22 protein-coding genes are annotated in these 21284 nt (G+C 38.1%); all 22 read right to left on the reverse strand.

Going from position 1 to position 21284, the window contains the following annotated elements:
- Positions 1-93 precede the first annotated feature (93 nt).
- Positions 94-561 (reverse strand): hypothetical protein, encoded by a 468-nt coding sequence (locus BFL47_RS17605; protein WP_069661116.1) that lies wholly within the window; start codon positions 559-561, stop codon positions 94-96.
- Positions 562-624: 63 nt separating this feature from the next.
- On the reverse strand, positions 625-1695 hold the full coding sequence (locus tag BFL47_RS17610; RefSeq protein ID WP_069661117.1) for a porin: 1071 nt from the start codon (positions 1693-1695) through the stop codon (positions 625-627).
- An 85-nt stretch (positions 1696-1780) separates the two neighbouring features.
- A complete protein-coding gene (locus tag BFL47_RS17615) occupies positions 1781-2347 on the reverse strand; it encodes a K(+)-transporting ATPase subunit C (RefSeq protein ID WP_069661118.1) in 567 nt (188 codons plus the stop codon).
- A 10-nt stretch (positions 2348-2357) separates the two neighbouring features.
- Positions 2358-4397, reverse strand: coding sequence for a potassium-transporting ATPase subunit KdpB (kdpB, locus tag BFL47_RS17620; protein ID WP_069661119.1), 2040 nt, complete (start codon positions 4395-4397; stop codon positions 2358-2360).
- Positions 4398-4411: 14 nt separating this feature from the next.
- The gene (gene kdpA / locus BFL47_RS17625; RefSeq protein ID WP_069661120.1) at positions 4412-6130 is read right to left on the reverse strand and encodes a potassium-transporting ATPase subunit KdpA; all 1719 of its coding nucleotides are present in this window, start codon (positions 6128-6130) and stop codon (positions 4412-4414) included.
- An 8-nt stretch (positions 6131-6138) separates the two neighbouring features.
- Positions 6139-6216: a K(+)-transporting ATPase subunit F gene (kdpF, locus tag BFL47_RS20565; RefSeq protein WP_083257263.1), complete on the reverse strand. Its 78-nt coding sequence runs from the start codon at positions 6214-6216 to the stop codon at positions 6139-6141.
- A gap of 255 nt (positions 6217-6471) precedes the next feature.
- Positions 6472-7800, reverse strand: coding sequence for a sigma-54-dependent transcriptional regulator (locus BFL47_RS17630; RefSeq protein ID WP_139125865.1), 1329 nt, complete (start codon positions 7798-7800; stop codon positions 6472-6474).
- Positions 7800-8375, reverse strand: coding sequence for a GNAT family N-acetyltransferase (locus BFL47_RS17635; protein ID WP_211480982.1), 576 nt, complete (start codon positions 8373-8375; stop codon positions 7800-7802). The genes BFL47_RS17630 and BFL47_RS17635 overlap by 1 nt, the downstream gene beginning before the upstream one ends.
- Positions 8376-8562: 187 nt before the next feature.
- Positions 8563-9516 carry a YihY/virulence factor BrkB family protein gene (locus BFL47_RS17640; RefSeq protein ID WP_083257260.1) on the reverse strand — a complete coding sequence of 318 codons (954 nt, stop codon included), beginning with the start codon at positions 9514-9516 and terminating at the stop codon, positions 8563-8565.
- Positions 9517-9563: 47 nt separating this feature from the next.
- Entirely contained in the window at positions 9564-11705 is a 2142-nt protein-coding gene (gene dcp / locus BFL47_RS17645; protein WP_069661122.1) for a peptidyl-dipeptidase Dcp, read from the reverse strand.
- Positions 11706-11787: 82 nt separating this feature from the next.
- Entirely contained in the window at positions 11788-11922 is a 135-nt protein-coding gene (locus tag BFL47_RS20400) for a hypothetical protein (protein WP_262482896.1), read from the reverse strand.
- A gap of 242 nt (positions 11923-12164) precedes the next feature.
- The gene (locus tag BFL47_RS17650; protein WP_139125864.1) at positions 12165-12449 is read right to left on the reverse strand and encodes a hypothetical protein; all 285 of its coding nucleotides are present in this window, start codon (positions 12447-12449) and stop codon (positions 12165-12167) included.
- Between the two features lie 211 nt (positions 12450-12660).
- Positions 12661-13230, reverse strand: coding sequence for an NADPH-dependent FMN reductase (locus BFL47_RS17655; RefSeq protein WP_069661124.1), 570 nt, complete (start codon positions 13228-13230; stop codon positions 12661-12663).
- Positions 13231-13371: 141 nt separating this feature from the next.
- Positions 13372-14766 carry a sensor histidine kinase gene (locus BFL47_RS17660; RefSeq protein ID WP_069661125.1) on the reverse strand — a complete coding sequence of 465 codons (1395 nt, stop codon included), beginning with the start codon at positions 14764-14766 and terminating at the stop codon, positions 13372-13374.
- A gap of 128 nt (positions 14767-14894) precedes the next feature.
- The gene (locus tag BFL47_RS17665; protein WP_069661126.1) at positions 14895-15146 is read right to left on the reverse strand and encodes a YtxH domain-containing protein; all 252 of its coding nucleotides are present in this window, start codon (positions 15144-15146) and stop codon (positions 14895-14897) included.
- A gap of 121 nt (positions 15147-15267) precedes the next feature.
- Positions 15268-15696, reverse strand: coding sequence for an RrF2 family transcriptional regulator (locus BFL47_RS17670; RefSeq protein ID WP_069661127.1), 429 nt, complete (start codon positions 15694-15696; stop codon positions 15268-15270).
- Positions 15697-15737: 41 nt separating this feature from the next.
- Positions 15738-16691: an iron-sulfur cluster repair di-iron protein gene (gene ric / locus BFL47_RS17675; RefSeq protein WP_069661128.1), complete on the reverse strand. Its 954-nt coding sequence runs from the start codon at positions 16689-16691 to the stop codon at positions 15738-15740.
- Positions 16692-16781: 90 nt separating this feature from the next.
- Complete coding sequence (locus BFL47_RS17680) at positions 16782-17111, reverse strand: metal-sulfur cluster assembly factor (RefSeq protein ID WP_069661129.1); 330 nt, start codon at positions 17109-17111, stop codon at positions 16782-16784.
- Positions 17098-18396 (reverse strand): hypothetical protein, encoded by a 1299-nt coding sequence (locus tag BFL47_RS17685; protein ID WP_069661130.1) that lies wholly within the window; start codon positions 18394-18396, stop codon positions 17098-17100. The genes BFL47_RS17680 and BFL47_RS17685 overlap by 14 nt, the downstream gene beginning before the upstream one ends.
- Complete coding sequence (locus BFL47_RS17690) at positions 18393-19214, reverse strand: DUF2249 domain-containing protein (protein WP_069661131.1); 822 nt, start codon at positions 19212-19214, stop codon at positions 18393-18395. Before BFL47_RS17690 ends, BFL47_RS17685 begins: the two co-directional genes overlap by 4 nt.
- A 136-nt stretch (positions 19215-19350) precedes the next feature.
- Complete coding sequence (locus tag BFL47_RS17695) at positions 19351-19530, reverse strand: hypothetical protein (RefSeq protein ID WP_016193602.1); 180 nt, start codon at positions 19528-19530, stop codon at positions 19351-19353.
- A 73-nt stretch (positions 19531-19603) separates the two neighbouring features.
- Positions 19604-21280: a protein-disulfide reductase DsbD family protein gene (locus tag BFL47_RS17700; protein WP_069661132.1), complete on the reverse strand. Its 1677-nt coding sequence runs from the start codon at positions 21278-21280 to the stop codon at positions 19604-19606.
- Positions 21281-21284 lie beyond the last annotated feature (4 nt).

Genomic DNA, 21284 nt, shown 5'->3' on the forward strand with positions numbered 1-21284 from the left:
AAGTGTATAGTTATTTTAGGATCTGACAGTTCACTTATTGATAGTATCAATTTACAAGTTTTCAAGTAACATTTAAAATCAGCAAACAGCCACTTATATCATGTCAAATCTATGATCCGGATCATAGTTCCCTTTTATTTTTATGATATCATTTACAATCAACTGTGCTTTGTTCAGTTGATTACCTAGTAGAATTGCTAAGTGAGTTTGAGGTTCACAAATACAAAATGCCTCTTCGTAAAGCTTAATTGTATTGGACTCCAAACTAATTACAGAGTTTAAAACCAGCTGATTATTTTGTAATGTGAGCGCATTTGTTATTTCATGCCATGACATCTCAGGAACATGTAATTTGACTTCTCTTTTTTTTATTTTATCAGTTAAATGCTTGATGGCAAACCTAATGGTCATTAACTGATTCATCTCTTCATAAGACAATTTAGCAAACAAAGATTTAAGTCTTCCCGAGTAAATACTTTCTGCTATAAGATCATACAAATAAACTTTAACCAGGCACATAGATGCCAGTTCGTATAATTTAAATTTCAATTCTTTTTTCATATTGATATATACTTTCTTAAAACTCCTGCCTGAGGTTAACCGGACAGGCAGGAGTATTATGGATTAGAATGCTACTGCTATACTTGCAGTCAGCGCGGCATTGTGGTGAACAGGCGTGTTATCTCTTAGAAATACAGCGTCTTTACTATCGTATACTTTTCCTTCTAATCGGATCAAGGCGTTAGCAATTGGGGCGTAGTCTACATTTAAAGAATAACCGGTCGTGTTAAACCCCTTTGGAGTACCAGTAGCAATGAAGACACCATTTTCATCTTTGTAATATTCAACTCTCCCGGCTATAGCCCATTTTTCCGCAAGCTGATAACGTGCTATGGCAACTGGAGAAATGATCTCGTTATCATCAGAGCCGCCTTTTTCCTTCTGCTGCACACCATGATCAAAACCTACTGTTAGGCCTAGTTTATCTGTTGCCTGAAAAATTCCATAGAAGTTGTTGTAGAACCTGCGGACACGGATTGAGTCTGCTCCCTCGGTACCAAGATAGTTGCTGTAATTTAGCGTGATCTTGTCTATTGGTTTCCATGTAAGCTGAATACCTCCGGCGGGCTGACTATTAAGATCTTGCCGTTGCATCCGTTGCCAGCCGTTTAGGTATAAAGCAGTAACGCCCAGTTTACCATCATTGGTGGTATAACTAATTTTAGCACCTGACTCATAAAAAGGTGTATTTTCTGCTGAGATACTACGTGTTAATACCCAGCAGTCTTTGGATATAGCAGATTCAAAGCCAATGTGCGAAGAAAAGATCCCGGCATCTAGCCATAGATTAGCTTTGGATGATAGTTTTATTCCGGCATTTGCTTCATAGATGTTTTTTAAAACTCCCGGTTCAGCCGCAAGGTTAGCATTACTGTAGGTACCTGCCATTACAGCCAGGTTACCCCTGAGGCTGCCATTATCATATGCTAATTTTAAAAAACCCAGATTTAAGTTCACTTCATTGTGCCTGTTATGCGAGTAAATAAAAGATGGACGTGTATTATTTACCGGTTTGTTGAAATCAAACCCGTAGTACGTTTCAATGTAACCAGAGACTTTTAAAGGCGATGTCTCTTGTGCGGAAACTGTTAAAGCAGCCAATAAAGAGGCCGAAAGAATAAGAACTTTTTTCATTTTTATGTAATAATAAAGGACAAAGAATCCCCTGTAAGCTTCCTTTTATCGAAAGCTTACAGAAGTTTGATATAGAATTTATTGTTTATTTCGCTAGACGATCCAATGCCATGTTCAATTGAAGAACGTTCACTTTTTCAGGTCCTAAAAGACCTAATAAAGGAGGTGTGGTCGCATTTTTTACTACTTGTTGTACCTGCTCGATGCCAAGCTTGCGATTTGATGCAACCCGTGCGATCTGAATAGTAGCTGCCTGAACCGAAATGTCGGGATCAAGTCCGCTACCTGAAGAAGTTACTAAATCTGCAGGAATTTCAGAACGCTTTAATCCTGGATGGTACTTCAGCAGAGTGTCGATCCGGCTCTCCACATCCTTTAGATAATCCGGGTTAGAAGGGCCTTTATTAGAGCCTGCAGAACCCGCTGCATTGTAACTAACAGCAGATGGACGGCCCCAGAAATACTGCGGGTCTGTAAAGGTTTGACCAATATTGGCATAACCTACTTTTTTGCCATTCAGCAGGACGGCTTCGCCGTTGCCTTCACCCTTGGCAAACCGGCCTGCGAAGGCAATTATTGAGGGATAGATCACACATAATAAAACGAGTAGTACCAATGTGAGACGGATAGATTGAAAGATATATTTTTTCATCAGTGTAGGATTATATAAAGACAGCAATTAAAAGATCGATTGCTTTTATGCCGATAAACGGAACGATAACACCACCCAAACCATAGATCAATAGATTTCTGCGAAGCAAAGCACTGGCTCCAAGTGGTTTATACGCCACACCTTTTAAAGCCAGAGGGATCAGAAATGGAATGATGAGGGCATTGAAAATTACGGCGGAGAGTATTGCGCTTTCCGGACTATGCAGATTCATGATATTTAAACCCTGTAAAGCAGGTATGGAGGCGATAAACAGTGCAGGAACGATAGCAAAGTATTTCGCAACGTCATTGGCTATTGAAAATGTGGTTAAAGTACCACGGGTAATCAGCAATTGTTTACCAATTTCAATAATCTCAATCAGTTTGGTTGGATCATTATCCAGATCGACCATATTACCAGCCTCTTTAGCTGCCTGTGTTCCACTATTCATGGCCACTCCCACATCCGCTTGTGCGAGAGCCGGAGCATCATTTGTTCCGTCACCCATCATCGCGACTAGTTTACCAAGCGATTGCTCATGCTTGATATAATTCATCTTGTCTTCAGGTTTAGCCTCTGCAATAAAGTCGTCTACACCTGCTTTTTCGGCAATATATTTAGCTGTTAATGGGTTATCTCCTGTTACCATAACCGTTTTCACGCCCATTTTACGCAGTCGTTCAAATCGCTCCTGAATCCCTGGTTTGATGATATCCTGCAGTTCGATCACACCAAGTATTTTAGAATTTTCGGATACAACCAGAGGTGTTCCACCATTCGTAGATATATGGGTAACGTCATTGCCAACTTCCACAGGGTAATCATTACCTGCGGTTATAGCGATGTTGCGGATGGAGTCTGCCGCTCCTTTTCTGATTTGCGTTCCATCTTCCAGATCCACACCGCTGGAACGGGTTTCAGCAGTGAATTTCACAAAAGTCAATTTTGACTTATCTGGAAGATTCAATGCATCCTGATTTAAGGTCAGATTCGCCAGTTCAACGATTGATTTTCCTTCCGGAGTTTCATCTGAAATAGAGGCAAGCAAACTAATCCTCATAAAATATTCTTCAGCAACACCTGGCGCTGGATAAAAATGAGTAGCTTTTCTGTTTCCGATCGTGATTGTACCAGTTTTATCCAGCAATAAAGTGTCTATATCTCCGGCGGTTTCCACTGCCTTACCTGATTTGGTAATTACATTAGCACGCAAAGCACGGTCCATCCCTGCTATACCGATTGCAGAAAGAAGGCCACCTATCGTTGTAGGAATAAGACATACAAAGAGCGATATCAAGGCCGCCACAGTAATAGGCGTATTTGCATAATCGGCAAATGGCTTCAGCGAGATACATACGATTATAAATACCAATGTAAAGCTGGCTAGAAGAATGGTTAAAGCAATCTCATTCGGCGTCTTTTGACGGGAGGCTCCTTCTACCAGTGCGATCATCTTATCCAGAAAACTTTCGCCGGGTTGTGTGGTGACCTTTACTTTAATTTGGTCAGACAAAACTTTGGTTCCCCCTGTTACGGAAGATTTATCACCTCCTGATTCCCTGATTACGGGTGCGGATTCTCCGGTAATTGCTGATTCATCAATGGTAGCGATACCTTCTATTATTTCGCCATCAGTAGGGATCATATCCCCTTCTTCGCATATAAAGATATCTCCTTTAACGAGCTGATTGGATGAGCGAATTTCTACCTTCCCGTCTTTAGTCAGGAATTTTGCAGGTGTATCTTCCCTGGTTTTGCGCAAACTGTCTGCCTGTGCTTTTCCTCTTGCTTCAGCTAGTGCTTCGGCAAAGTTGGCAAACAACACGGTGAGCAACAGGAGAATAAAAATGGCCAAATTGTAGCCGAAAGATCCCTGATCTGTTGCTGTGAGGGAATAAATGGAAACAGCCAGCATAACTGCTGTTCCTATCTCTACTGTAAACATGACCGGATTTTTGATCATGTAACGGGGGTTCAGTTTTATGAAAGATTGTTTCAACGCGGCACTTACCAGTGCCGGTTGAAATAATTGATTGGATTGCGTTCTCATCTTGTTACAAGAGATTATTTAAGCATAGTAAAGTATTCTGCCAATGGTCCGAGGGCCAAAGCAGGAAAATAAGAAAGAGCATTTAACACTACGATAACGGCTAAGGTCATGATACCAAAGGTGAGGGTATCCGCACGTAGCGTACCAGCCGACTCAGGAATAAATTTCTTTTGTGCAAGCAGTCCTGCAATGGCTATTGGACCAATAATCGGAAGAAAACGCGCCAGGATTAATACTATACCGGTTAACACATTCCAGAAAATATTATTGTCGCCCAAACCTTCAAACCCAGATCCGTTGTTAGCATTCGAAGAGGTTACTTCATATAACATTTCGGAGAAACCATGAAAGCCCGGGTTATTAAGCCAGTTGGCAGGTTTGACCGCCCAATCAGCATCTCCATAGGTACCAAAAACATAACTTGCAATAGCAGTTCCTGCAAGGATCAGGAAAGGGCTTAGCAAAGTAATCAGTGCGGCGATTTTCACTTCCCTGGCTTCTACTTTATGTCCGAGGAACTCAGGCGTACGCCCTACCATTAATCCTGATATGAATACCGCTATAATTAAGTAGATGAAGTAATTCAGTATTCCTACTCCACAACCACCATAAAAGGAGTTGACCATCATGCCTAATAATTGCCATGCTCCTGTTAAAGGCATGGAACTGTCATGCATGTTATTTACCGACCCAGTCGATATAATGGTCGTAACTGTAGTCCAGTAAGCGGAAATAGCAGGACCAAAACGAACTTCTTTGCCTTCCATTGCTCCGGTATGCTGACTTACACCCATTTGGGAGATAGCAGGACTTCCGCCAAGTTCAGAGCTGATGGTAGGAATTAAAAGGAGCAACATCCCGAATGTCATGACTCCAAAGATGACCCATCCCAATTTTTTACGCCTGATAAAATAGCCAAAAGCAATGACCATCGCTATAGGAATGATCATCTGCGCTATTAATTCCACCATATTGGTTAAATAAGTAGGATTTTCAAGCGGATGTGCAGAGTTTGCGCCAAACCATCCACCCCCATTTGTACCGAGGTGTTTAATAGCAATCATACCTGCTGCAGGCCCTCTGGAGACACCTACGGTATCTCCCTGTACCGAAATATACTGATCTTTACCTTCATAAGAACTTGGAGTTCCATTAAATGTAAGGATTAGAGCAATTACAATAGAAATAGGTAAAAGTAACCTTGTGATTGATTTTACAAAAAATTCCCAAAAGTTACCAAGCTGAGAGGTTGTTTTATCTCTGAAAGCTTTAAAGAATACAACAGCTGAAGCAATGCCGGTTGCCGCGCTTACAAACTGAAGAAACATCACAACGAAATGCTGTGTTAGATAGGTGACCCCGCTTTCTCCGGAATAATGCTGAAGGTTGCAGTTCACAACAAAACTTATGATCGTATTAAAAGCCAGATCTGGTGTTTGTCCAGGGTTTCCATCCGGGTTTAGGGGAAGTTTATCCTGATACATCAGCACGAAGAATCCATAGATAAGCCACACCAAATTGATGGTCAGCATCGCTTTCATATGCTGCTTCCAATTCATCTGTTGGGAATGATTGATGCCAGACAATCGGTAAATTCCCTTTTCAATGGGTGTTAGAAAGTCAGTCCAGACTTTCTCTCCGGCAAATACTTTAGCCAGATATTTTCCAAGTGGAATAGCTATCAGTAAAGTGATCAGATAGGTAACAAATATTCCAAGTATTTCTGTGTTCATGATAGGTCTTAGAATTTTTCGGGTTTAAGCAGCACATACACCATGTATATAAAAACTGCCAATGCGATGATGAATAATAAAGTCATAAGTCTTAAATTTTTTCAAACCAATCAATTGAATAATAAATGAGGCAGATGCATAACAGCAAGGCCAGAAGCAATAAGAAACTGAGCATATTTATATTTTTTTACTGGTGTTCAATACATAGACCACTATTTCAAACAAGAGATCAACTACCTGAAAGTCAACCATAAGTAATAATTTACTTTTATTTGAAACAAAAAAAGCCTTCCAAAATGGAAGGCTTAAAGATTCATTATGATAGGGTTTGTAATTATTTTTTATAATTTATACTCTTCGATTTTACGGTAAAGAGTAGTTAGACCAATGGCCAATAGTCTTGCAGTTTCCATCTTATTTCCACCGGTATGATAAAGCACTTTCCGGATATGATTTTTTTCGACCGTACTTAAATCAAAACCCTGACCTTCGGCTGTTGATGAATAAAACTCATAAGGAAGTAAACTAGTTGAAATAACAGGATGATCTGCTAAAATAGTGGCACGTTCTATTAAATTCTTTAACTCCCTGACATTTCCTTTCCATGAATGGTTCTTCAAAGCTTCAAGGAAATGCGGATCCATGGAAAACCCGAACTTGTTTACCTTAGCAGCATACTGATTTAAATAATAGGTTGCTAAAACTTCAATATCACCCTTTCGTTCAGAGAGAGATGGCAGAGAAATCGTAAAAACAGATAAACGGTAAAATAGATCCGCTCTAAAACTGCCATCATCAGACTCCTTCTGTAGATTTCGATTAGTAGCAGCAATAACCCGTACATTCACCGTTCTGGTTTTGGTATCACCTATTTTTATAAAAGTTTGATTTTCAAGAACCCGCAACAGTTTGGCCTGAAGGGCCTGGCTCATTTCTCCTATCTCATCAAGGAATATGGTGCCGCCGTCGGCCTCATCAAACAAACCTTTTTTATCTTTTACCGCTCCGGTAAAAGCCCCTTCTTTATAGCCAAAAAGTTCACTCTCTAAGAGTTCCTTGTTAAATCCACTGCAATTGACGGCAACGAAAGGACCTGCACAACGCTGACTTTCATAATGGATAGCTTGCGCAAACACCTCTTTCCCGGATCCTGTTTCGCCAAGAAGAAGAACGGTAGTATCTGTTGGAGCCACTTTTCGGGCAAACGCTATTGCTTGTTTGATGGCGTCGGACTCTCCTATTACATCGTTGAGACCTACCCTTTTGGGAAGTCGGCTTTCCAGTTCCTTTACTTTTCGCTGAAGTCTGGATTTCTCCAGCGCCTTGCAAACTAAAGGAATGATCTTTTCATTATCATCCCCTTTAACAATATAATCAAAAGCCCCGTTTTTAATAGCCAGCACACCATCCTGAATACTCCCGTATGCAGTAAGGTTGATTACTTCAACGAGCGGATTATCTTTTTTAATGAGTTTTACCAATTCAACGCCATTAAGATCCGGGAGCTTCACATCACTGATCACTACATCCACATCATTTTGAGCAAGCACCTTAAGTCCTTCTTTTGCAGAGAATGATTGTAATACATGGTATCCCTCAAGACCTATAATTCTTGATAACAGGTTACACAAATTCTTCTCATCATCAATGACCAGCACGGTTCCCTTGATCATAAGGAGGAAGGATGAGTTGATAAACAATAGGCATGAACATCAACCTTTTCATGTATCATATCAAGGCTCCCAATAAAAGAAATGTAACCGAGTAAGTTGAAATTCACACAGCTTTTACACCCTCCCCAAAATTTTTCATCTTGTGTTATCTGTTGAAAGGTTACAGGTTCAAAGTCAAGTAGCGTATTCATTTTCATCACTGCAATGCCTGATGTAATACTGAAGATCTTAGCAGTTGGATACTTTTCTCGTGAAAGTTTAAATATGCGTTCTTTAATTGCTTTGGCTACTCCTGTGTGACGAAAGTCGGGAGATACGATTAACCCGGAATTGGAGACAAACTTTCCACTCTCCCAAACTTCAAAGTAGGAGAAGCCTACCCATTCCCCTTTATCAGTTACTGCGATGATTGATTTTCCATCTCTCATTTTGGCTACAATAGACTCTGGCGTCCGATTGGAAATTCCTATTCCCCTTTGTAAGGCAGATTGATGAGTCTCTTGTATGATTTGATTAACGTGTTTTATATCCTTTAACGTTGCTACGCGAACAACTATCGAATGTTCTTCCATTGAAAGATTATTTTTTTCAATGAGTTAACAAAAGGGATGCCGATTAAATATTTATATGGGAATAGTGCGTTTAAAGGATTCTGAGGCTTTTTTATGCCTTAAAACAAAATTTAGGTCTATATTAATTTTTCATATTGGTAGGCTTTTATTCCAATATGAAAACGGAAACCATTTATCTTCCCTCCCTTTACTCTTCATGGATTTCGGACCATCTGTAACGGACAGCCCCTGTTTTAGGCTTAATAGGCGTTTCATGGTGATCTGCCCAGGCTTTTGTAAATGCTGCACCAAAATACAATATTAATGAGGAATAAAATACAAAAAGCAATAACAATACAATGGATGCAGAGGCACCATAAAAGTTATTCAGGTTGCTTTGGTTTAATAAGATCCGTAATACAATTTTTCCGATATTGAAAAAGATGCTGGTAAAAAAGGCACCGGCAATAGCAACGGTCCATAGAGGACGTCCATCTGGAAGATATCTAAAAAGAATGACAAACCATGCGGTTACGAACACAACAGAAAATCCATAGTTAAATATGCTTTTCAAATAATTTGCAAGTCCGGGCATCAAACTCACCAACTCATCACTCAGGTAAGTTTGCATTCCTTCGGCCAGGATGGCTATACAGAAAAGCGTACCTGTTAACATAATGATAATTAAAGCCTGCCACCTTCCTCTCATCGTTTTCCAAAAGTTTTGTTTGGCAATCATCCTGATTTTCCATATTTGATTGATAGAATCCTTGATGATCTTGAACAGATTGGTGGCGACAAATATGAGAATAACGAATCCAATGATAGTTACATACCAGTTACTGGCCATTTCCCTGAAAGCTTGAAGGGTATCAATAATCTGGTGTGTGCTGTTTCGGCCAATAGTACTGGAGAGTCTGGAGAATACCCCTCTGCTTAAGTTTCTTTCAAACACAAGTCCCAATACCTGGATAATAATAATGAGTATGGGTGGCAAAGCAAACGTAGTAAAGAAAGCAGTAGCAGCAGCCATGCGTAACGGATCATTGGCTGAAAAAGTTTTGAAGGCTTGTTTGAGAAGGCGCAAAAAAAGGAGCACTGCACCAGTTACTCCTTTTTTTGCACTTTCAGAGTGCAGACGTATAGAAAATTTAGAATTCATGCCCTGCCCTCTTCGATTAATATATTGCGGTAAACTGATTATTTACATCATTTGCCAATTAAACCCCGGTTGATCAATAAAGGTTTTATATTAGGTGAGTGTCCGCGAAATTTAGTAAATAAAGTACCCAGATCTTCTGTATTTCCTTTGGATAAGATCATATCACGGAAGCGCTGGCCATTCGCTGCAGTCAATCCGCCATGTTCATTAAACCAGGAATACGCGTCATCATCCAGCATTTCAGACCATAAGTAAGCGTAATAACCGGCAGCGTAACCATTACCCCAGATGTGTAGAAAATAAGTGGAACGATAGCGGGGTGGAACCTGTGGCAAATCTAAACCTGCCTGGTGTAAGGCAGCGGTTTCAAATTGATCCGCATTTTTAATGGAATCTTTCGTAGTGATGGTATGCCATGACATATCCAATTTTGCAGCAGCTAAAAGTTCAGTGAGTGCATACGCCTGATTGAAAACAGATGCCTTCTTGATCTTTTCTACCAATGCCTGTGGCATTGATTTTTTCGTTTTGTAATGTATTGCATAATTTTTAAACACTTTAGGATCAAGTGACCAGTGTTCGTTGAACTGAGAAGGAAACTCAACAAAATCCCTGGAAACACTTGTACCGGAGATGCTTGGGTATTGCTGATTGGCAAAGAAACCATGTAATGCATGTCCAAATTCATGAAACATGGTAGATACATCGTCAAAGCTTATTAATGCAGGCTGTCCGGCTGCCGGTTTAGTGAAGTTGCATACGTTATAGATAACTGGTTTTGTTCCAAGTAGCTTAGACTGTCCCACCATATTATCCATCCATGCACCACCAGATTTATTATCGCGTTTAAAATAATCACAGTAGAACAAGCCTATGCTTTGACCATTCTTTTCAAACAATTCAAATACTCGTACATCCTTTTGATAGACAGGAAGATCTGTCCTTTCTTTGAAAGTGATTCCGTAAAGTAAATTGGCAGCATAGAACACACCATTTTGAAGTACGTTATTAAGTTCGAAATAAGGCTTAACATCATTCTCATCCAAGTTAAACTTAGCTTTACGTACTTGCTCGGCATAGTAATCCCAGTCCCAAGGCTGCAGATTAAAACCACCGTTCTGCTGATCGATGACCGCCTGAAGTTCTTTGGCATCGCCTTTTACTTTTGCTGCTGATGCAGGCACTAGTTTACCCAGAAATGTACTTACAGCTTCGGGAGTTTTAGCCATCTGATCCTGAAGTTTCCATCCGGCATAATTTTTAAACCCAAGAAGAGCTGATTTATTTGCACGAATTTTAGCGATACGGATGATTGCCGAACGGGTATCATTGGAATCACTTTTCTCGGCACGGTTCCATGAGGCTTCAAATAGTTTCTGACGGGTTGCCCTGTTAGAGAGTGACTGAAGGTCGGGTTGTTGGGTTGTGTTTTGTAAAGAAATCAACCATTTTCCATCTAGTTTTTTTGCTTTAGCATCCTGTGCTGCCGCATCCTGTGTTTCAGCAGATAATCCTGCTAATTCTTCTTTGGTATTTACGGTTACTGATCCTGCTTTTGTTGCAGCTAATAACTGGTTTGTGAATTTGGCACTAAGTCCGGCTTCTTCCTCATTCAGCTTTTTAAGTTTTATTTTATCAGCATCGGATAATTTTGCCCCTGCAATTTCGAATTGCTGATAATACCATTCCGCTAAACGCTTTGATTCTGCATCCAGGCTAAGATTTTGCCTTTCGTTATAAATGGATTCCACCCGTTTAAATAATTCGGAGTTTAGATAAATAGCATCCTGATGCGCTGCCAATTTTGGAGCTATTCCTTCCTGAACCTTTTGAAGCTTGGGATTGGTATTTGCTCCGGTAAGGAGATTAAAAATGCGATATACACGTGTGAGAAGCTGTCCGCTCTTTTCCATCGCTTCAATGGTATTCTGAAAATCAGGCTTTTCTTTATTCTCAGAAATCTGCTGGACTTCCTTTAAATGCACTTTCATGCCTTCTTCTATAGCCGGCTCAAAATCGCTATCTTTAATTTTATCAAAATCAGGAGCTTGATAGGCCAGTTTACTTACCTCAGCAAAAGGATTAGACGAAGTAAAGGAGTTTAAATCGTTCGATTGCTTTTCCTTGTTGCCACAGGAAGAAATCGCGAATAAGAGTGCTGCTAAAGAGCAGAAGTACAGTTGTTTCATCTTCTGAATAAAAGCACTAATGTACAAAAATCCTTAAACAAGCTTTAATAAATAGAAGTTTTGAATTCAGGTAATCATTGTTTTACAAATCGAACTCCATACTTGCACTTAGACCTAGTTTGAACACATCGGGATGATCCAGATAGGTCAATCGTTTCACAACATCCAGACTGATAATTCTGAAAATATTACCTGGCTCTATGTTTAATTTCCGCATATGGGGAATTTCCTAAAGAATTAGGTATAAGTGGAGGCAATTATTCATTGGATCAAGCGGGAAAGACTGTAAACTGGACTATTTTCTCAAATTAACACTTATCCGAAGGAAGTCAGTTCTATGTTTAAAACAGTTAAAATAAAAAATTTAAACCGAATGTAAAACGTCAATTACGCTACTTCTATCTATTTTTTCTATTTAGATTCAGGGATTCATAAAAAAGGAAATTGATCAATAAAAGATTAGTTTTGAGATACGGGAACTTTGTTTCTCTGCGGTTTATTCAATTTGTATAATTGCATTTCAAGCCTTGAATATTCAAAATTAAGCGCAATAAATTCTTTGTATTTTAATGCCTGCTCGTAATATAGTTCCAGATCACCATACATCTTACATGTTTCTGAGAGGTCTTGTATGTTGGCATTAATAGCTTCCATCTTCTTAAGGATAGGTCGTTGACGCCTTTTTTCTAAAATAGAGATGTTAATATATGCAATGAATTGCTGAATTAAATTACCTTTTTTCATTTTTAATACCTTAACAGAATTAAGCATATCAGTACGATAAGCAACTTACTATTATATACGGTTTAAAGCTAAAAATAGTTTCTCATAATATCCTTATTTTATACAAAAATTAAACATTACAATAATATGACTTTTAAATGTGATCTTTTCAAGCAAAAAAGCCCAGATTAAAACTTTCTAATCTGGGCTTAATACCTTTTTAAATCATAACCTATTGATCTTCTTTAATTAACTTCAAACCCTTTGTCCATCTTACTATAGACTTTAACATAATTTGGCCGGACTTAATAGACATTTCATTTGGAAAAAATTGATTTTGATCATTTATAAAATGTGTAAACATGGGTATATTAACCTGATCGGTTAATGGAACCATATTCATGGTAGCCAAATCCCTTTTGAGATCATTGGATGCCCGGGTACCTGCTGAAATCCCAGCATAACTTACAATACCTGCTGCTTTATAAGCCCATTCATGTACCAGATATTCAATTGCATTTCTCAACGGGGAAGGGTATCCATGGTCATACTCTGCAGTTACAAAAACGAAAGCATCAGCTTCTTCTATCAATGCAGACCATTTTTTAGTATGTTCATGTTCATACTTTTGCAGCATGGGATGCATCGGCTCATTCATTAACGGAAGGTTGATTTCGCCAAGATCTAAAACTTCAACATCAAAGTCACCAGTTTCTTTTGCTAGTCCGGCTATCCATTCCGCAACAAGGGGTCCTTTTCTACCCGGCCTTACCGTAGAAGAAATAATCTTAAGATTATACATTTTGCTTATTTTTTAATTAACAGGCCTTTTACCTTTGACTTACCTGATTGATTTAAATACAACCATTCCAATCAACTGTTCAATTTATAATTAAACGTGACTATTTTAAGACAAAGAACAAAGTAATTCGAGTTACGGATACTAGGTGACGGGCATTTCATAGATCTCTTTTTCCAGAGGGAGAGTAAACCAAAAAGTAGATCCTTTACCTTCTTCACTAAAAACTCCCATTTTTCCTTTATGATGCTCAATAATCTGATAGGATATATATAACCCTAACCCCAAGCCCTGATAAGATTCACGTACGCTGGATACTCTGTAAAACCGATTAAATAAATTTTGAATCTCCTTAGGAGAAATACCTATTCCAAAATCAGTAACTGAAATCAATAATTTATTAGCCTCAAACCGGGTACTGATATGGATCTTATCTGCGTCAGGGGAATATTTAATACCATTTGAAATCAGATTTACAAGCACTTGATTAATGCGTATCCTGTCTGCGTAAATCCTGGTAGTTTTGTCAAGGCTCAGCATGATCTGGTGATTCCTATTCACATTACCTAATGTCTCTGCAACTTCTAAAATCAATTCATTGATATCAAAGATGTCCTTTTTTAAATAAAGAATGCCCGATTGAAGTTTAGTTACATCAAGAAGATCAAAAATCATACTGATAATCCTATTGATCTGTCGATCCATTTTACTCACCAGCAATACCGAATCGGTGTTATTTTCCGCATTCATACGCATCTCCAATATTTGCGTATAGGCTTTCAGACTGGTAAGAGGTGTTTTTAATTCATGAGAAGCTATGGCTAAAAAATCTTCCATCTCTTGTTCATGGCTAACTCGTGCACTAACATCGCTCAGATTAAGCACAATTGACTGAACTGAAGGATCGTTGAGCAAGTTGGTCATCGTATTTTCAACCCAAATTAATTCTCCATTATTTTTTACGATACGGTGTAATAAGGTAGCAGACTTCTCTTCATGGCTAGCTATTTTATAAAATTGTTCCTTAACAATCCCGTGATCTTCCTCCTTTATTAAATTCCATATCACTAACCCAGGTGTCTGGTCAATAGTATATCCGGTTATTCTATGAACCGCCAGATTACTATACTTGATCTCTCCTTTCAAATTGACCAGAATAAATGCGTTAGCACTCTTTTCAACCAATTTATTGAATCGCAATCCTTTTAATAATTCTTCTTTATCAGTTTTTAAATAAACCGGAATCATATAAATAATTAATCCACATTCTGCAATAAATAAAAGCAATATGATCCATTCATTAAGAGATATATTAGGAGTACTGGTTAATAAAGACCATAAAATAACGATAATTGCAAGGCCTGTTGTAAATGTAGCAGGCCCCTTGCCTAGATAGCGGGTTGTGAAAACCACTAAACCTGTTAGAAAAAGATAAGATGAACTTCCGTATGCATCAGACAGCAAAGTTTTAATTAAATAGTGGGCAGCTAAAACAAGAAGAAAACTTATAGAATATTTGACAAAATGTTGTTTAACCATTGTGATTAGCTTTCGCCTAAATGATTGGCTTACAATGCAATTAAATCATAGAGATAAAATTAAGCAAAAAAAATGAGATCTATCAGGATTGACAGATCTCATCTACTACAAAAAATGCATTAGCTTATTTAAACTCCTAATGCACTCTCAGCATGATCAATATGATTATCAACTGATGGTTGACCAATCTTTATCGCATTGAGTCCTTTGGCTGCTAAGTCACTGGTTTTTTCTTTCGAACGTTCATAAACATCTTTAATCCAAGCGGTTATATCACTACGTGTTTCCCCGCCATCTTCTGGTGATAACAAAAGCCCGATTATAGCTCCAGCTGCAACTCCTGCAAGCATTGCAGCTATTATTTTTGATTGATTCTTCATAGACACTACATTAAAATTAATTCAACAGTGTAAGTATAACAAAAAGATTGACGAAGTGTTGAAGATATTCTTAACAAGCTTAATTAACTGCAAGCTGAATGATCAGATTAGTATGAAGAGTTTACTTCAAAAAATAGTTATTGTTTTCAAATGCCTGCACCATTTCATATACCGATCTTTTACCAAAATCAATGCGTAGCTGATCACGGATTGGCTTCATCTGATAATGCATCGGGCATGGTTTTTCGGCTGAACAAGTGGTTAATCCGATTACACAAGCAGTAAAAATCTCATTGCCATCAATTGCACGAACAATATCTACCAGGTACACGGAGGCGGGATTTATAATATAAAACCCGCCGTTCGGACCTTTCGATGAAGCCAAAACTTTTTTACGTGTAAGTGTTTGCAGTATTTTACCCGTAAATGCAACTGGAGATCCTATAGCCTCCGCAATTTCAATGATACTTGCCCTTTCCTCTTTAACAGTCTTAGACGCTATGTATACCACAGCCCTAATGGCATATTCACATGATTTTGATAGTATCATACTATTATACTAGGTTGCAAACCTATAAATTTTATTAAATCTTAAAGCTTCATCGCTTTTTCAAGTTCAATTGCCTTTGGAAAAAGAATATTATTTTCCAAATGTACATGCTGGTGTAAATCATTTTCAAATTCCTCCAGCGTCCGGTATAAAATACGGTAAGACGTACAAGCATCCTGTGGAACTGTATAATTATTGGTCAGCTCATTTATCTCACTCAAATCTTCTCCTACATGCTCATGTTCCGCTTCCATCACTTCAATTGGATTTCCAACTTCTCCGAAAGAAGATCCCGGCAATGCTGCACCCTCTTTTTCAGCAAGTACAAGACTTTTAATATAAGGAAAGAGAATTTTTTCTTCTTTTTGTAAATGAAGACTTAAATCAGATGCAACTGCTGCAAATACCTCAGCTATTTGAATTACTTCAGGATGGTTGGCACCGTGTACCCTGGCTACTTTTTGTGATATTTCAGATAGAAAGGGAATGGTATCCTTTACGTACTTGTGATGCGTATTGATGATATAATCGCTTAAGAAGTCCAGATCCCACTTCTGATAATCCTGAGAGGGATTGCCTTGCTGTCCATCCAATTTCGCCAATTCTTCTTTTACATCAGCCTTATCAAGTCCTTTTTTATCACAAACCTGACTCAGTGTTTTCTTTCCACCGCAGCAAAAATCTATTCCTAGTTTCTTAAACACTTGAGCTTTGCGATAATCTTTTGCTACAATCTCTCCTATTGTTTCTTCTTTTTGTTCAGAATCATTCAGACTGATTTTTACCTGGTATAATTCAGGACCACTCATCAGATACTCCCATGTAAAAATATTGCCCCTTTCAGCCATCAATTGGTAATATAGTGGCTTTGGATCATGGTCAATTTGTATAATGAATGACTCTCCCAATGCTAAGGCATCAAACTTATCAAAGATTAAGGGATGTCTGAAACGTGGCTCGATTTCAGTAACATTAAGAATTTCAACTATTTCCATATTGTTAGTATTAATAGAAGACAAATATATCTTTTATTTTATGACTTAATAAATGATTGATGTCATATATTAAACCGGTTCATTAAACCTCTACCTACCAAGTTGCCTTCTACCTTCCTCTGTTATATTCTCATAGGTCCAGTTCGGCTCCCAAACTAAATCAACAAGTACCTCATATGCGGGATAAGCTTCCTCTAAACAGTTTTTAACAGATTGGAGTATAGCCTCTCCCATTGGGCAATGTGATGAAGAAAGCGTCATCTCGATCCTTATTTTTGAATCTTCTGATAGGTCAATATGATAAATCAATCCCATATCGATTACATTGATCTGAAGTTCCGGATCGAGAACAGTCCTTAAGTTTTCTATAATTTCCAGTTCTTTAAATGAGGATTGGTCTGTGATGTCAAATTTTTTCATGGCTTAATGATTTATCTTCGTGTTTAATCAGTATCACTAAATTGAATAGGTAAGATAATGATGAAATTAATAAACATCCAATACCTGTGGTCATCATAACCTGACTATATAAGAGGTAGCCGCAGAAGAACACAATGCAGAATGCGATATAGCTTATATACTGAAGTTTAAGGAGTTTGGAACTGTATAGATCAGCTGGCATAGGTATTTTCCTCTTACCACTTAAATGCTCATATTTTCGAACCCAAACTATAAAAGGTAATGTTTTAAAGGCCTGACCCATGATCAATGCCGTGATCCATCCCATAAATAATAACATCCCATATAATGTAGAATAATGAACGGCTAAGCCATTTTGCTTTGCTGAGCTATAAATAATGATTGGAATTAGAATCAGAGCCACACTCAGTAAACTGATGGATATGACCGTTTTCAAAATCGGAATATCCAGTTTCTTCTTTAATCGAGAATCAAAACACTTCTTTACATACACGAAATAGCAGGTTAATCCGGCTAACAGCACTACCGCTATAAAATAAGTATGCACATTAACTCCGTAAAAATAACCATCAATCAGAAAAAGCAGAAGTGCTGAATTAACTAAATAATAACTCCAGGAAAGTAGATGGCTCAGTTGAATTCTGGACACTAAAAACATGGGAATTAATTTACAACTAACCCCTATTATCAACATCAGAAACCAACCCGCCAATCCCATGTGTGCATGAAGCCGAAGGTACTGCAGATGATTCTTAGGGAGAAAAGCATATTGAAAATTGAACGCAAGCAAGGTTCCCACAATGGCAGTTGCAGCAAGCCAAATGCTGGATGTGACGATAAACTCCTTATGAATAGAGGAATTCTTGCTTTTATTTGCAGTTTTAATTACCGTAACGCAAAACGTTAATATAGCTAATGTAAGCAATAAACCTCCTGCCTGCATATGTATTCCCGGTTCGAAAACCCAAAAGGAGTATACCAGACAAAACAATCCTGGAATAAACAACATAAAGGTAAACCAAGGTAATTTAGAGCTGTACAGGTCAGTTTCCAGTAGTACCGGCAACAATTGATAACATGCCCCAAAAATAACCAGTGTGCCCCATCCCAAGGCTGCCAAATGAGTAATAGCCAGCAAGTGTGGATTAAAATAATGTCCCGAGAGATCTTTAATCGAAAACAGAAACAGCACAGCTAAAAGGAGAAAGCATAATCCGGATATAAAATAGTGAAGCAACACGAGTTTATACATGCCATCAGACTGCTTGGGCAGACTACTGCTCATGACTTATAAATCAATAAATCCACTTTCCCATCATCTGTACTTTTTGTGAGATACATGAACCCTTTTTCCTCCAGATGAGGCAATAGATAAACTGGAATTTTTTTATGGTACACATATAAAGCTTCTCCATCTCCAAGTTGCTGAAGGGTCTCCAGTATAGCAATCATAGGCTTAGGCATTTCGAGATCCCTCACATCAAGGGTTTTAATTTTTCCCTCAAAGTGTTTAATTTTCAAATTAAAATTGTCCGGATCATCAACAATTGGAAGGTCTGCCTTTTCTACAGCTTTTTGTAAGGTATAATCCCTTTTAAAATAAGTAATTACTGACCCATCCTCTTCAAGATGTACTTCATTGGAAAAACCCTTAGCCTGCATTAAATGCAATAAAGGGACAGGTTCAAATGGAGCAATAAGCTTTAGGCACTCTGAATCCTGAAGCTCTTTAACCGTACTCATAATTAATTTAAGCGGATCTTCCTGTCTGGATAAGATTGCACGAACATCCAGCTCCTTTATATTTGATTTGTCGATCTTTATAGGATCCTTTTGAACTAAATTATTATTTGCAGGATCTTCCTTAATAATAAATCCTATATTTTTCAAAGCATCAAGAAAATCTGCTACTTCACATTTTCCAACCTTACATGCTGCCTCTATAGTAACGAAACCAGCAAACATATTTCTCAAAACTGGATTCCGAAGCTTTGCAAAATTCTTATTTAAACATTCCAACGCAACTATAACTCCCTCTTTATCCTCTTTTAATAGCGCACTTATTAACGTTTTCTTATTTATAGATCTGCCTGAGTGATTCATCTATCAAAGATATACAATAGAAGACATTAATATCTTTTATTATTCTAAATATGATAAAGATCATAATGATAGTAGCCCATAAAAAAGGTCATCTCGTGAGGAGATAACCTTTTAAAACATAAATTCCAAGGATGGACTATGCTTCTTTATTTTTAAGTTCAGTAACTTCATTACGCATCTCCTGTGCCAATGTTTTAATTTCCTGCAAAGCTTTACGAACGCGAGTTCCTGCAGCACCACTAGCCTTGTTGTAAAACTTGTCAGCATCTACTTCCATGGAAGCAATTAGCTCTTTTAATTTAGTGAAATTTTCCATAATAATATTCTTGTGGGGCAAATATATATTTTTAAGTGAAAAATCCGCTTGAAAAGGTATTTTAATTAATAATCTATTTTATGCCTTTAAATGCCTTTAATCCACTTTCAAGATACTTGGCGTAACTCACTTTATCGTAGTCGGCTCCTATAGGCTCAACTAATAGATTTTCATCATGCCCTAAAAGAACATAAAAAGGTTGCGAATTAGCATTAAAATGACTGGCCTGAAAGTCGCTCCACTTATTACCTATTGTTTTAATTGACTTTCCTGACTTGGAGACAAATTGTTCATTTTCAGGAAGATCAGATTTATCGTCCACGTACAACTGAATCAAAACATAGTCATTACTGATGTGATTACGAACCACTTGGTCGGGCCATACAGCAGCCTCCATTTTCCGACAATTCACACAGGCATGTCCGGTAAAGTCGATCATCACTGGCTTATTTACCTTTCTAGCATAGGCCATTCCTTCTTCATAATCAAAAAATGCTATCAATCCCAGCGGAGCTTTAAACTTATCCACATATTTTGTTGGATGAGCAGATTCAGCTGTTCCCGAAAAACCTTTATTCTGACTAAGCGAGGCTGTATATAAATCAAAATCCTGTGTCTGTTGGGGTGGCAAAAATGCTGATATAGATGTTAGTGGGGCACCCCACAAACCGGGAACCATATACATCGTAAATGATAATACGATGATAGATAGAAATAATCGGGGTACGGATAAAGATTGAATTGGAGAATCGTTTGCAAATGTTAATTTACCTAAAAGATAAAGTCCCATTAAAGCAAAAATAACAATCCATAAACTCAGAAATACTTCACGGTCGAACCATTCCCAGTGATAAGCCAAATCTACATTGGAAAGAAATTTCAATGAAAGAGCAAGCTCTAGAAAACCCAAAACGACCTTGACGCTATTTAGCCAACCTCCCGACTTAGGAAGTCCTTGCATCAGCGAGGGGAACATAGCAAATAAAGCAAAAGGAATCGCAAGAGCCAGTGCAAAGCCAAACATCCCTATAGCAGGACCCAAAAGAGCACCCATTGTTGCAGCCTCCACTAAGAGATAACCGATTATTGGACCTGTACATGAAAAGGATACAAGTGCCAGTGTTGCCGCCATGAAAAAGATTCCAGCAAAACCCTTTTTATCTGAGTTTGAATCTGCTTTATTTACCCATGATGAGGGAAGTGTTAATTCAAATGCACCCAGAAAAGATGCAGCAAAAGCAACAAGCATCAGAAAAAACACAATGTTAAAAACCCCATTTGTGGACAAATCATTCAAAGCATCTGCGCCAAAAACAATCGTCACTATCAATCCTAGCAGTACATAGATCAGAATAATGGAGATCCCATAAACCACAGCTTTGGTTATAGCTCCAGACTTAGTTGAAGCACTTTTAGTGAAATAACTAACCGTAAGCGGCAACATCGGGAAGATACAGGGCATAAAAAGAGCAGCTAATCCTCCTAAAAAACCAGCAATAAAAATAGTCCACAAAGAACGACTATCAGCTTCTTTTTTGATTACTTTTCCAGTGTTTGAAGCACTAACAGCAGCCTTATCTTTCGAAATAGAATTGGTAGAGGTTACTTGACTATCCACCTTGACAGGCTCAATATCCGTAAATTCGATATCGTCTGTATTAATTGCACCTGTACTGTCCTGTGCTTTAACATTTCCGGTAAACAGAAATAGCAATAACAAAAGAAGTACGTTATTTTTGAGTAATTTCATTTTA

This window comes from Arcticibacter eurypsychrophilus (genome assembly GCF_001730525.1).
Lineage (GTDB): Bacteria > Bacteroidota > Bacteroidia > Sphingobacteriales > Sphingobacteriaceae > Arcticibacter > Arcticibacter eurypsychrophilus.